This is a genomic window from Mesorhizobium sp. WSM4823 (assembly GCF_055811195.1).
The window spans coordinates 242230-254986 of record NZ_JBVVQL010000006.1; the positions used below are offsets into that span (position 1 = coordinate 242230).

At 62.0% G+C, this 12757-nt stretch carries 11 protein-coding genes; 7 read left to right on the top strand and 4 right to left on the bottom strand.

Going from position 1 to position 12757, the window contains the following annotated elements; genetic code table 11:
- Nucleotides 1-8: 8 nt before the first annotated feature.
- Together AC0L26_RS18105 and hydA are read left to right on the top strand one after the other, a co-directional pair.
- Nucleotides 9-1259 carry a Zn-dependent hydrolase gene (locus AC0L26_RS18105; protein WP_473633776.1) on the top strand — a complete coding sequence of 417 codons (1251 nt, stop codon included), beginning with the start codon at nt 9-11 and terminating at the stop codon, nt 1257-1259.
- 619 nt (nt 1260-1878) lie between these two features.
- Nucleotides 1879-3330: a dihydropyrimidinase gene (gene hydA / locus AC0L26_RS18110; RefSeq protein WP_473633777.1), complete on the top strand. Its 1452-nt coding sequence runs from the start codon at nt 1879-1881 to the stop codon at nt 3328-3330.
- Between the two features lie 17 nt (nt 3331-3347).
- Here the strand turns inward: hydA and AC0L26_RS18115 are convergent, their stop codons facing one another.
- Nucleotides 3348-3752: a cupin domain-containing protein gene (locus AC0L26_RS18115; protein ID WP_473633778.1), complete on the bottom strand. Its 405-nt coding sequence runs from the start codon at nt 3750-3752 to the stop codon at nt 3348-3350.
- A 128-nt stretch (nt 3753-3880) separates the two neighbouring features.
- On the opposite strand from AC0L26_RS18115, the gene AC0L26_RS18120 reads away from it, so the two are divergent.
- The 5 genes from AC0L26_RS18120 to AC0L26_RS18140 all read left to right on the top strand — a co-directional run bounded on the left by AC0L26_RS18120 (nt 3881) and on the right by AC0L26_RS18140 (nt 8732).
- Entirely contained in the window at nt 3881-4672 is a 792-nt protein-coding gene (locus tag AC0L26_RS18120; RefSeq protein ID WP_473633779.1) for an ABC transporter ATP-binding protein, read from the top strand.
- 364 nt (nt 4673-5036) lie between these two features.
- A complete protein-coding gene (locus tag AC0L26_RS18125) occupies nt 5037-5915 on the top strand; it encodes an ABC transporter permease (RefSeq protein WP_473633780.1) in 879 nt (292 codons plus the stop codon).
- Nucleotides 5912-7048, top strand: a complete 1137-nt coding sequence (locus AC0L26_RS18130) for an ABC transporter permease (protein ID WP_473633781.1) — start codon at nt 5912-5914, stop codon at nt 7046-7048. The genes AC0L26_RS18125 and AC0L26_RS18130 overlap by 4 nt, the downstream gene beginning before the upstream one ends.
- Nucleotides 7049-7128: 80 nt before the next feature.
- Nucleotides 7129-8100, top strand: coding sequence for an ABC transporter substrate-binding protein (locus AC0L26_RS18135; RefSeq protein WP_352936861.1), 972 nt, complete (start codon nt 7129-7131; stop codon nt 8098-8100).
- Nucleotides 8101-8282: 182 nt separating this feature from the next.
- Nucleotides 8283-8732: a CHRD domain-containing protein gene (locus tag AC0L26_RS18140; RefSeq protein ID WP_473633782.1), complete on the top strand. Its 450-nt coding sequence runs from the start codon at nt 8283-8285 to the stop codon at nt 8730-8732.
- Between the two features lie 55 nt (nt 8733-8787).
- On the opposite strand, the gene AC0L26_RS18145 is transcribed toward AC0L26_RS18140, so the two are convergent.
- The 3 genes from AC0L26_RS18145 to AC0L26_RS18155 all read right to left on the bottom strand — a co-directional run bounded on the left by AC0L26_RS18145 (nt 8788) and on the right by AC0L26_RS18155 (nt 12642).
- Nucleotides 8788-10437 carry a thiamine pyrophosphate-binding protein gene (locus AC0L26_RS18145; RefSeq protein ID WP_473633783.1) on the bottom strand — a complete coding sequence of 550 codons (1650 nt, stop codon included), beginning with the start codon at nt 10435-10437 and terminating at the stop codon, nt 8788-8790.
- Nucleotides 10434-11609 (bottom strand): CaiB/BaiF CoA transferase family protein, encoded by a 1176-nt coding sequence (locus AC0L26_RS18150; protein WP_473633784.1) that lies wholly within the window; start codon nt 11607-11609, stop codon nt 10434-10436. The genes AC0L26_RS18145 and AC0L26_RS18150 overlap by 4 nt, the downstream gene beginning before the upstream one ends.
- A gap of 97 nt (nt 11610-11706) precedes the next feature.
- Nucleotides 11707-12642 carry an alpha/beta fold hydrolase gene (locus tag AC0L26_RS18155; protein ID WP_473633785.1) on the bottom strand — a complete coding sequence of 312 codons (936 nt, stop codon included), beginning with the start codon at nt 12640-12642 and terminating at the stop codon, nt 11707-11709.
- Between the last annotated feature and the right edge of the window lie 115 nt (nt 12643-12757).

Consider the following 12757-nt stretch of genomic DNA (forward strand, 5'->3'; position numbering starts at 1 on the left):
GGTTTTGAATGGCCGCACCCGGCGAGAATCTGCGAATCAATTCAGACCGTTTGTGGGATTCGATAATGGAGATGGCGAAGATCGGTCCCGGCATTGCCGGCGGCAACAATCGCCAGACGTTGACCGACGCGGACGGCCAGGGGCGGCATCTGTTCAAGCGCTGGTGCGAGGCGGCCGGCCTCGAAATGGGCCTCGACGAGATGGGCACGATGTTTGCCCGCCGCGAAGGCACCGACCCTGATCTGCCGCCGGTCTTTGTCGGCAGCCATCTCGACACCCAGCCGACCGGCGGCAAATATGACGGCGTGCTCGGCGTGCTTGGCGGGTTGGAGATCGTGCGCTCGCTCAACGAGCTCGGCATCATGACCAAGCATCCGATTGTCGTCACCAACTGGACGAACGAGGAAGGCGCGCGCTTTGCGCCGGCGATGATGGCATCCGGTGTCTTCGCCGGCGTCCTCGACCAGGCCGATGTCTATTCGCATGTCGACAAGGACGGCAAGAAATTCGGCGAGGAGCTCGAACGCATCGGCTGGAAGGGCACCGAGAAAGTCGGTGATCGCAAGATCCACGCCTTCTTCGAACTGCATATAGAGCAAGGACCGATCCTCGAAGACGAAGGCATCGACATCGGTGTCGTCACCCATGGCCAGGGATTGAAATGGCTGCAGGTGACGCTGACTGGCAAGGAGGCGCACACCGGCTCGACGCCGATGCCAAAACGCCGCAATGCCGGGCTCGGCATGGCGCGGGTGATCGAGCTGGTGCACGAGATCGCCATGGATTACCAGCCGGACGCCGTCGGCGCGGTCGGCCATATGGAGGTCTATCCCAACTCGCGTAACATCATCGCCGGCCGCACCGTGTTCACCATCGACATCCGCTCGCCGGAAAAGGAAGTGCTGGACGCGATGGATGGGCGCATCCGCGAAGGCATCGACACGATCTGCGAGGCGCTCGACATCAAATACAAGATCGATCAGGTCGGCCATTTCGATCCGGTCACTTTCGACCCGGGCTGCGTCAAGGCTGTGCGGGATGCGGCGGAGCGCCTGGGCTACACGCATCGCAACATCGTCTCCGGCGCCGGCCATGATGCCTGCTGGATCAACCGCGTTGCGCCCACCGCAATGGTGATGTGCCCTTGCGTCGACGGGCTCAGCCACAACGAGGCCGAGGAGATCACCAAGGAATGGGCGGCGGCGGGCGCGGATGTGCTGTTCCATGCGGTGGTGGAGACGGCGGAGATCGTAGGGTGAAGCGGCTTGAAACAACTCTGAAGTGGTTGACCGCCCGACGGGGTCGACATATCAGGGCCAAATCCAGCACCGCTTTTCTACCTCCTGCTTCATTCGACTGAGTATCGAGATGGCGCGGGCGAGGCAGCAGCAGACGGAGCCGGATAGAAGCTGGTTAAGGCCGACGACGATTGCGGCCTTGCTTACAGCGATCGCTGCCTTGATCGCAGCCGTAATGCCTCTGGCGCTGCAACTCCTGCCAAAGGAGCCAGTGATCAATACAAATGCCGGCGCAGTCAGTAGTCTAAGTTTTTCCTGCTCAAACACAATTCAGATAGATAGCTCTACAAGCAATACGGTTTCATTCGACCTGTCGACATCAAAATACCCGGTTTCAATGTCGGTTTTCTTCAAAATCGATATGACTGACTCCAGGAGTTTTCAGATGTTCCCCGTTCCGTCTACCGTATCAACCCTCAATCCGATGAATATATATACAGACGGCAAGTCCGTTATAATGACGATAGTCGCACCATATCCGGTCTACGCTATTTTTGATCCCGTAAACAACAATTGGACTGAGTATAAGCGTGGCTTCGCGTACGCATGTGCAATGTATTAGGCTGTAGGAGAGCCGCGGATGAGCAAAGTCATCAAGAATGGTACCATCGTCACGGCCGACCGCACCTGGAAGGCCGACGTGTTGTTCAAGCACGGCAAGATCATCGCCATCGGCCCGGATCTGCATGGCGACCACGAGTTCGACGCCACCGGCTGCTATGTCATGCCGGGTGGCATCGATCCGCACACCCATCTCGAAATGCCGTTCATGGGCACGTATTCGGCCGACGATTTCGAATCCGGCACTCGCGCGGCCTTGTCTGGCGGCACGACAATGGTGGTCGATTTCTGCCTGCCTTCGCCGCAGCAGTCGCTGCTTGAGGCCTTGCAGATGTGGGACAACAAGACCTCGAAAGCAGCCTGCGACTATTCCTTCCACATGGCGATCACCTGGTGGGGCAAGCAGGTGTTCGACGAGATGGCTGATGTCGTCGACAAGGGCATAACCTCGTTCAAGCACTTCATGGCCTATAAGGGCGCGCTGATGGTCGACGACGACGAGATGTATTCGTCGTTCCAGCGCTGCGCCGATCTCGGCGCGCTGCCACTGGTTCATGCCGAGAATGGCGACGTGGTGGCGGCGCTTTCGCAGAAGCTTCTGGCCGCCGGCAATAACGGCCCGGAGGGGCATGCCTATTCGCGCCCGCCGGAGGTCGAAGGCGAGGCGACCAACCGCGCCATCATGATTGCCGACATGGCCGGCGTGCCGCTCTATGTCGTGCATGTCTCCTGCGAGCAGGCCCATGAAGCCATTCGCCGGGCGCGCCAGAAGGGCATGCGGGTGTTCGGCGAGCCCTTGATCCAGCATCTGACGCTCGACGAGAGCGAATATTTCAACAAGGACTGGGACCATGCGGCGCGGCGCGTGATGAGCCCGCCCTTCCGCAACAAACTGCACCAGGATTCGCTGTGGGCCGGCCTGCAGGCCGGATCGCTGCAAGTGGTGGCGACCGACCATTGCGCCTTCACCACCAGCCAAAAGCGCAACGGCGTCGGCGATTTCACCAAGATCCCGAACGGCACCGGCGGGCTCGAGGACCGCTTGCCGGTGCTATGGTCGACGGGCGTCAACACCGGCCGGCTGACGATGAACGAATTCGTCGCGGTGACCTCGACCAACATCGCGAAGATCCTCAACATGTATCCGAAGAAGGGCGCCATCGTTGAGGGTGCGGACGCCGATATCGTGGTCTGGGACCCGAAGCGCAAGAAGAAGATCACGGCTAAGAAACAGCAGTCGGTGATCGACTACAACGTCTTCGAAGGTTTTGAGGTAACCGGCCTGCCGCGCTTCGTCTTTTCGCGCGGCGAACTGTCGATCCAGGAGGCTGAGGTCAAGGCGAAGCCCGGCCATGGCGAGTTTGTCGCTCGTGAGCCGAATGCAGCGGTCAACCGGGCGCTGTCGACGTGGAAGGAGATTTCCGCGCCGCGCAAGGTGGAACGCACAGGCATTCCGGCGACCGGGGTGTGAGCTGCTTGGTTTTCGCCTCAGGCGACCAGCGCATCCAGTTCCGGCAGCAGAGCGACGCTTTCCTGCTCGTTGGGATCGGTGCGGGCGATGACCGCCGAAGAGGGGCTGTGGCTCAGATTGGCGGGCAGGTGCGGGACGCCGGCCGGGATGTAGAAGAGGTCGCCGGCCTTGACGACAATGTGCTGTTCGAGCCGGTCGCCATACCAGGTATGGACCTCGCCGGAGAGCACATAGATCGCCGTCTCATGGCTTTCATGCAGGTGCGCCTTGGCGCGGGCGCCGGGCGGCATGGTGAGAATATGCATGCAGATGCCGGTAGAGCCGACTGTCTCGGCGGCGATGCCGGTGAAATAACTCAGTCCCTGCTTGCCTTCATAAGAGCTTTCAGGGCGGATAAGATGACAAGTGGGTTTGGACGACATCGGGGCGACTCTCGATCGAGTGGGAACTCTCAGCCGGATAGGACAGGGCGAGTGGAAAGCAACATCGGGGAAAGATCAACTGGATTGCAGCAGGCGCGGCAACGGTGCGAAAAGGCAGGCTGCGGCCGATGACGGGAGCATCGCCAGCCGTCGTTTCGGCAAGCAAGCTCGGCCTGACCTTCCAGACCAGCGACGGTCCGGTGCAAGCGTTGTCCAATGTCGATCTGACCATCGGCAAAGGCGAGTTCGTCTCCTTCATAGGGCCATCCGGCTGCGGCAAGACGACCTTGCTGCGGGTCATCGCCGATCTTGAGAAACCGACGTCCGGAACCATCTCAGTCAACGGCATGACGCCCGAGCAGGCGCGTCAGAGCCGCGCCTATGGCTATGTCTTTCAGGCGGCCGCACTTTATCCGTGGCGCACGATCTCGCGCAATGTGGCGCTGCCGCTGGAGATCATGGGCCTATCCAAGGCAGAGCAGACAGCGCGTATCAAGCGCACGCTCGATCTGGTCAATCTGCCCGGCTTCGAGCAGAAATACCCTTGGCAGCTTTCCGGCGGCATGCAGCAGCGCGCCTCGATCGCGCGGGCGCTGGCCTTCGACGCCGATCTTCTGTTGATGGACGAGCCGTTCGGCGCGCTGGACGAGATCGTGCGCGACCACCTCAATGAACAGCTGCTGGAGCTTTGGGAGCGGACCAACAAGACCATCTGCTTCGTCACCCATTCCATTCCCGAGGCGGTGTATCTGTCGACACGCATCGTCGTCATGTCGCCGCGTCCGGGTCGCGTCAGCGACGTCATCGAATCGACGCTGCCGAAGAAGCGGCCGCTCGACATCCGCGAGACGCCGGAATTTCTGGCGATCGCAGCGCGCGTACGTGACGGGCTCAGGGCAGGACACAGCTATGAGGATTGAGCTCCCTCACCGGCGAGCGGCTGACCCTGCCTTCGTCATCCTAGGGCGAAGCAGCCGCGAAGCGGCGTGCGCAGACCCTAGGATCCATGCCGTGACATTGGCCGAAGGGCGCAAACGGTCGAGAATAAGCGCCAAACAGAGCGGCGCGGAGGGAGCCATTTTCAGCATCGCAGCGGAGCGGGAAGGTAACGGCATGGATCCTAGGGTCTGCGCTGCGTCGCTTCGCTCCTTGCTCCGCCCTAGGATGACGAAGACGTGGTTGGCCTCTCCCTCTACGCACGCCGCTTTGCGGCTTGCCCACCCTAGGACGACGAAGAATAGGTATCGTTGCTCTCTCCCATTAGGGAGAGGAGGGCAGCGCTAGATGGACTCCTTTCGCGACAAGCTCATCCCGGTGACCTCGATCCTCTTGGGCGTGGTGGTCGTCTGGTACGTCTTTGCCGTCATCCTCAACGCGCCGTTCCAGCGCGATCTCGACCGCCGTGCCGGCGAGACGCCTGACGTTGTGGAATTCATCGGCAAGACGATGTCGCAGCCGAAGCCGACGCTGCCGGCGCCGCATCAGGTGGCGGTGAATTTCTTCGAGAACACTTTTCTGCGCAAGGTCACCAGTAACCGCAGCCTTGTCTACAATGCCTGGGTGACGCTGTCTTCGACGCTGCTCGGCTTCGCCTTTGGCACTGCGCTCGGCATCGTCATCGCCGTCGGCATCGTGCATGTGGCGACGCTCGACCGCAGCCTGATGCCGTGGATCATCGCCTCGCAGACCATTCCGATACTGGCGGTGGCGCCGATGATCATCGTCGTGCTGGCGGCGATCGGCGTCACTGGCCTGATCCCGAAGGCGCTGATCTCGACGTATCTGTCGTTCTTCCCGGTGGCCGTCGGCATGGTCAAGGGGCTGCGTTCGCCCGAACTCACCCATCTCGATCTGATGCACACCTACAATGCCAGCCCCTCGCAGACCTTCTGGAAATTGCGGGTGCCGGCGTCGGTGCCGTTCCTGTTCACCTCGATGAAGGTGGCGGTCGCCGCCAGCCTGGTCGGCGCCATCGTCGGTGAACTGCCGACCGGTGCCGTCGCCGGCATCGGCGCCAAGCTGCTCGCCGGCGCCTATTATAGCCAGACCATCGACATCTGGTCGGCGTTAGTGGCCGGCTCGGTCGTGGCGGCGCTGCTGGTGATGGTCGTCGGCATCGCCGGTCGCATCGTCGACCGCGCCATGGGCGGGAGGCCGGCGTGAGCTCTCCTCTGGCCCTCTCGTCAATCACGCCTCGCTCCTGGCAAGGGTTTGCAGCACTTGCCCTCCTTGCCGGCGCGTTCCTTCTTTGGCCGCTTACCGATGCCACGCCCGGTTACGGCACGGCGACCGCGGCTTTGATCTTCTTCTTGCTGCTCCTTGCAATTGCTGCCGACAACTTTCCATCGGTGATTGGGGTGGTATTGCTTTTCCTTGGAGCGCACGGCGCGGCGTGGCTGCTGCTCGCCGGCATAACCGGCAATGAAGGCACCGCTCGCGCATCCTTTTATTTGCTGCTTGCTGCCGCATGGCTTCTGGCCTGGCGCTGCGTGACAGTCCTGTCCGCGCTTCGCCCGACCTCGCGCTGGGCGGCGACCGCTTTGAGGCTGATCATCCCGGCGATCTTCGGCGCCTGGATCCTGATCATCTGGGAGGCGGTGACGCGCGGCGCGGGCATTCCTTTCATATTGCTGCCGCCGCCAAGCGCCATCGGCGTGCGCATCGCCAATTCGCTGCCGGTGCTCGCCGCCGACGTGCGGCAGACCATCTTCAAGGCGGTGCTCTTTGGCTATGTGGTTGGCAGCGGCGCCGGCTTCCTCGCCGCCATCGCGGCCGATCGAGTACCGTTCCTGCGCCGCGGGCTTTTGCCGATCGGCAACATGGTGTCGGCGCTGCCGATCATCGGCGTGGCGCCGATCATGGTCATGTGGTTCGGCTTCGACTGGCAGTCGAAGGCCGCCGTCGTCATCATCATGACTTTCTTTCCGATGCTGGTGAATACGGTCGCCGGCCTTGCCGCCTCCGGCCATATGGAACGCGACCTGATGCGCACCTATGCGTCGAGCTATTGGCAGACGCTGTTCAAGCTGCGGCTGCCGGCGGCGGCGCCCTTCATCTTCAACGCGCTGAAGATCAATTCGACGCTGGCGCTGATCGGCGCGATCGTCGCGGAATTCTTCGGCACGCCGGTGGTCGGCATGGGATTCCGAATTTCGACCGAGGTCGGACGGATGAACATCGACATGGTCTGGGCCGAAATCGCAGTTGCAGCACTTGCGGGTTCGGTCTTTTATGGCGTGGTCGCTCTTTTCGAGAGAGCAGTCACGTTTTGGCATCCCTCCGTCCGTGGAGGATAGGGCGGTGGCGGGTTGGAATCAGGAGCGCATTGAAGGTCCTGTTCCTAAAGGGTGAACACTTAACTTCAGAGGGTAAAAACATGAAAAGACTTGTTATTTCGATGCTGGCCGGCGCGATGTCGCTTGCCGCGTTCCAGGCGATGGCCGCGGACAAGGTGACGCTACAGCTGAAATGGGTCACGCAGGCCCAGTTTGCCGGCTACTACGTCGCCAAGGACAAGGGGTTCTACGAGGCCGAGGGGCTTGACGTCGAGATCAAGCCGGGCGGTCCTGACATTGCGCCGGAGCAGGTGATCGCCGGTGGCGGCGCGGACGTCATCGTCGACTGGATGGGCGGCGCGCTCGCCGCACGCGAAAAGGGCGTGCCGCTGGTCAATATCGCCCAGCCGTTCAAGAAGGCCGGCATGCAGCTGGTCTGCCCTAAGGATGGCCCGATCAAGACCGAAGCCGACTTCAAGGGCCATACGCTCGGCGTCTGGTTCTTCGGCAATGAATATCCGTTCTACGCCTGGATGAACAAGCTTGGCCTGAAGACCGACGGCGGTCCGGACGGCGTCACCGTGCTCAAGCAAAGTTTCGACGTACAGCCGCTGATCCAGAAACAGGCGGATTGCATCTCGGTCATGACCTACAACGAATATTGGCAGCTCATCGACGCCGGCTATAAGCCGGAAGAGCTGATCGTGTTCAACTACTCGGCGATGGGCAACGACCTGCTCGAGGACGGGCTCTATGCGTCCGAGGACAAGCTCAAGGATCCGGCCTTCGAGGACAAGATGGTGCGTTTCGTGCGGGCCTCGATGAAAGGCTGGAAATACGCCGTCGACAATTCCGACGAGGCGGCCGGCATCGTCATGGACAATGGCGGCCAGGACGAGAACCACCAGAAGCGCATGATGGGCGAAGTCGCCAAGCTGATCGACAATGCCGACGGCAAGCTCGACCCGGCGACCTACGCGCGCACCGCCAAGGCGCTGCTCGATCAGAAGATCATCACCAAAGAGCCGAGCGGCGCCTACACGACTGCCATCACGGACAAAGCGATCAAATAAGACGATCAGGTAGAGCCGATCAACCGGGATTCTGGGGTCTGCAATTCGAAAAAAGGGGGCGGGCGACCGCCCCTTTTTGTCGGGGCGTAAAATAGCCGTTACCGGTGGAAACATCCGCTCGCCACAACGTTGTGCCGGTGCATCCAATTTCAGCGGATGTCATCGCCACAACGGAGATTTCCATGCGCATACAATCCTTCTCGCCGATGCTTTCGGCGTTGGCCGTTTCGGCTTCTTTCCTGTGCGCTTCACCGGCCCTGGCCGACATGATGAAGATGAAGGCGACGCTCGACGGAGCTCAGCAGAATCCGCCCATCACCACGGAGGGCAAGGGTACCGCCGCTCTCGTCTTTGACACCGCCACGAAACAGCTCACCTGGAACGTGACGTATTCGGGCCTCAGCGGCCCGGCTACGGCCGGACATATTCACGGTCCGGCGGCAAAGGGTGAAAATGCCGGCGTCGCCGTCCCATTCAAGGGCGCTCCAAAAAGTCCGTTCAAGGGGGCGGCGATCCTGACCGACGCTCAGGCTGCCGACCTGATGGCCGGCAAATATTACATCAACATCCATACGGCGGCCCATAAGGACGGCGAGATCCGCGGGCAGATCGAGAAGGCGGCGGCGATGTAGCCAGGTCTTCTGCCGACGAAGTCTTCTGCCGACGGAAAGGCGTCCTCCCGCCGGATCAGTCCTTTTCGCGGATCTGGGTCATCGTCCGGGTCGGCGTGATGGCCTCGGGGTCGAGCCTGATCTCGACGATCGACGGTTTGCCGCTGGCACGGGCGTGTTCGAAGGCCGGCGCGAAGTCGGCTGTCTTCTCGACCGTCTCGCCATGGCCGCCATAGGCGCGGGCGAGAGCTGCGAAATCGGGATTCCTTAGGTCGGTGGCGACGACGCGACCCGGATATTCCCGCTCCTGATGCATGCGGATGGTGCCATAGATGCCGTTGTTGACGACGATGACGATGATCGGCAAATCGTACTGCACGGCGGTGGCGAATTCCTGCCCGTTCATCAGGAAGCAGCCGTCGCCGGCAAATGCAATCACGTCGCGCTCGGGGAAGAGTTCCTTGGCGGCAACAGCTGCCGGCGTGCCGTAGCCCATCGAGCCGGAGGTGGGGGCCGCCTGCGTGGCAAAGCGGCCGAAACGGTGGAAGCGGTGCACCCAGGTGGCATAATTGCCGGCGCCATTGGTGAGGATCGCATCGTCGGGCAGCACCGTTTCGAGATAGTTCATGATCGGTCCCATCTGCACCGGACCAGGTCCGGTTTCCGGCGGCGTCGACCAGTCGAGATAGGCGGCATGCAGGCGTTGGGTTTCGTCGGCCCAGTTCGGCGCCGCCGGCCCCTTCCTCCTGGCGAAGGCCCTCACGAAGGCGGAAGGCGAGGCGTTGATCGCCAGCGTCGGCCGGTAGACGCGGCCGAGCTCCCCGGCATCGGCGTGGACGTGGACCAGTGTCTGGTCTGGGTAGGGGCTCTTCAGCAGCGTGTAGTCGGAGGACGGCATTTCGCCCATGCGGCCGCCGATCAGCAACACGAGATCGGCCTGCTTGATCGCGGTCGCCAGCTTGGGGTTGATGCCGATGCCGACATCGCCGGCATAGTTCGGATGCAGATGATCGAACAGCATCTGGCGGCGGAAGGAACAGCCGACCGGCAGCGACCAGGCTTCGGCGATACGCTGCATTTCCTGAACGGCATTGGCATCCCAACGTGTGCCGCCCAGAATAGCCACAGGCCGTTTCGCGGCGTTGAGCAGCGCTTCAAGCCGGTCGAGTTCGGCTTCACCGGGAGAGGTTTCGACGCGCGTGTAATGCTGGGCCTCCGGTGCCTCGGCAAGGCTGGTCAGCATGTCTTCCGGCAGCGAGATGACCACCGGGCCGGGGCGGCCGGACGTCGCCACAGTGAAGGCCCGGGTGACGAATTCGGGGATGCGCGAGGCATCGTCGATCTCGACCACCCATTTGGCGATGTCACCGAAAAACCTGGAATAGTCGACCTCCTGGAACGCCTCGCGCCCCTTGGCGTGGCTGGCGACCTGGCCGATGAACAGGATGACGGGGACCGAATCCTGCATGGCGATGTGGATGCCGGCCGAGGCATTGGTGGCGCCGGGGCCGCGGGTGACGAAGCAGATGCCGGGTTTGCCGGTCAGGCGGCCATGGCAGTCGGCCATCATCGCAGCACCGCCTTCCTGGCGGCAGACGATGGTGCGGATCGTCGAATCGTGCAGCGCGTCGAGCACCGCAAGATAGGACTCTCCGGGCACGCAATAGATGCGGTCGGCGCCGTTGGCTTCCAGCGCATCGACGATCAATTGTCCGCCGGTCTTCATTTTCCTGACCTCTCCAGTTCGGCAAGGATTTCTTCGGTGTGTTCGCCGAGACGCGGCGAGGGGCGCTCATAGGCGAGCGGCGTGCCTGACATGACCATCGGCGCGCGTACCGTGGGCAAGAGATTGCCGTGGCCGTCGTCGAGGTCGAGCCGCATGCCGCGCGCGATGGTCTGCGGGTCGGCAAACATCTGGCCGATCGTGTTGATCGGGCTGGCAGGCACATTTGCCGCCTCCAGTTTGGCCAGCAGCGGGTCGCGATCGAAGGTTTTTAGCGCCTCGATCATAAGCTCGCGCAGCTTCGCCCGGTTGGCGACCCGCGCGGGATTGGTGGCGAAATCGGGGTTCGACGACAGCTCGTCCAATCCGACGGCCGCGCAGAATTTGGCGAACTGGCCGTCATTGCCGACGGCCAGGATGATATGACCGTCCTTCACCGGCACCACTTCGTAGGGCGCGATATTCATATGCGCATTGCCCATCTGCACCGGCGATTTGCCTGAGACCAGATAGTTGAGGTTCTGGTTGCCGAGCGTCGAGATCTGGGTGTCGTAGAGCGCCATGTCGATATGCTGGCCTTCGCCGGTCTTCTCGGCGTGGCGAAGTGCTGCCTGGATAGCGACCACCGAATAGAGGCCGGTGAAAATGTCTGATATCGCAACCCCGGCCTTTTGCGGCTCACGACCGGCCTCGCCGGTGATCGACATCATGCCGGCCATGGCCTGGATGATGAAGTCATAACCGGCGCGTGGTGCGTAGGGTCCGTCCTGGCCGAAGCCGGTGATCGAGCAATAGATCAGCCGCGGGTTGATCTTGCGCAGGCTGTCATAGTCGAGGCCGTATTTCTTCAGGCCGCCGAGCTTGAAGTTCTCGATCAAAACGTCTGAGGTCCCGACCAGCCGGCGCACGGTCTCGGCGCCTTCGGGCGTCGAGAAATCGACTGATATGGAGCGTTTGCCGCGATTGCAGGAATGGTAATAGGCGGCGGAAAGATTTTCGCCGTCATGGCTCATGACGAAGGGCGGACCCCATTTGCGGGTATCGTCGCCACCATCCGGGCTTTCGACCTTGATCACGTCGGCGCCGAGATCGGCAAGCAGCTGCCCGGCCCACGGTCCGGCCAGGATGCGGGCGAGTTCGATAACGCGGACGCCTTTCAGCGGAGGTTCGGCCATGGATCACCATTATGGGTCGAAAGCAGAGCCTCTATCAACACCGGGTGCGGCTGTCACGGCCCTTGCAATGGGCCAACCTCGATCGGGTTAACGCCGATCAGGCTTGTTTCAGTACGCCGTCGGCCCATGCGGCGAAATCATCCATGACAACATCCCGATTCACCTCGTTCAGGCTTTCGTGGCGGGTCTCGGCATAAACCTTTGAAACGAGATTCGAAAAGCCCATCCTGTGCAGACGCCCAGCGAGGTGGCCGATCGCCTTGCCGCCGCCGGTGGCGGGGTCCTTTTCGCCGCCGACCAGGCAGATCGGAAGGGTCTTGCGGGCGCCGGAAAAATTAATGTCGTCGGCACCGTCGAAGACGAAGCCGAACAGGTCGCGCCACATCGACACGGAGGCATCCCAGCCGCAGAGCGGATCGGCGATGTACTTGTCGACTTCGGCTGTGTCGCGCGACAGCCAGTCGAATGGCGTTCGGTGATCGGGGATGGCCTTGCCCCAGGCCTGGAAGGTCAGTCTCGGCAGCATGCGCGACGGCATGTCGGAGCCGAGCCGGAATTTTTCCCAGGCCAGGATGGCTTGCGCGGCACGGCCAGCGAGCCCAGCGGAAAAATTGGCGTTCCAGATGGCGGCGGCATGCAGCCGGTTCGCGTGGGCAAACATGAAATTCAACGCGATGAGGCCGCCCATGGAATGGCCGAAGGCGATAACGGGCAGGCCGGGATGTTCGCTGGCGATCAAATCGTGGACGGCGGCGACATCGGTGATGACCTTGGCGCCGCCATCTGATTGAGCGAACTGGCCGAGTGGCGCGTCCGGCGCCTTGGTTGCACCGTGGCCACGATGGTCATGGGCGTAGACGTGGTAACCGCGCTCGCCCAGAAAGGTAGCGAAACGCACATAGCGTGCGGCGTGCTCGGCCAGCCCGTGATTGATCTGAATAGCGGCGCGCGGACGGCCCTCGGCGCGTTTCACATAGAGGTTGAGCGCGGCGCCGGTCGGCGATCGAAGCACGCGCTGCTGGCTGAATGACATTGTAGCTTCGTCTCCAACGCGTCTTTCGCGGCTGCGAGCGCTTGTGTGCGCCGAGGCCGGTTTTGCGTCAATCGGTGTTTTCCGCAGCGCTGTTCTTGCCGCGCTACACACTGTA

Coding starts and splice junctions, on each gene's coding strand:
- AC0L26_RS18120 (WP_473633779.1), top strand. CDS start 3,881: ATGACGGGAGCATCGCCAGCCGTCGTTTCGGCAAGCAAGCTCGGCCTG.
- AC0L26_RS18115 (WP_473633778.1), bottom strand. CDS start 3,752: ATGTCGTCCAAACCCACTTGTCATCTTATCCGCCCTGAAAGCTCTTAT.
- hydA (WP_473633777.1), top strand. CDS start 1,879: ATGAGCAAAGTCATCAAGAATGGTACCATCGTCACGGCCGACCGCACC.
- AC0L26_RS18125 (WP_473633780.1), top strand. CDS start 5,037: ATGGACTCCTTTCGCGACAAGCTCATCCCGGTGACCTCGATCCTCTTG.
- AC0L26_RS18135 (WP_352936861.1), top strand. CDS start 7,129: ATGAAAAGACTTGTTATTTCGATGCTGGCCGGCGCGATGTCGCTTGCC.
- AC0L26_RS18155 (WP_473633785.1), bottom strand. CDS start 12,642: ATGTCATTCAGCCAGCAGCGCGTGCTTCGATCGCCGACCGGCGCCGCG.
- AC0L26_RS18145 (WP_473633783.1), bottom strand. CDS start 10,437: ATGAAGACCGGCGGACAATTGATCGTCGATGCGCTGGAAGCCAACGGC.
- AC0L26_RS18150 (WP_473633784.1), bottom strand. CDS start 11,609: ATGGCCGAACCTCCGCTGAAAGGCGTCCGCGTTATCGAACTCGCCCGC.
- AC0L26_RS18105 (WP_473633776.1), top strand. CDS start 9: ATGGCCGCACCCGGCGAGAATCTGCGAATCAATTCAGACCGTTTGTGG.
- AC0L26_RS18140 (WP_473633782.1), top strand. CDS start 8,283: ATGCGCATACAATCCTTCTCGCCGATGCTTTCGGCGTTGGCCGTTTCG.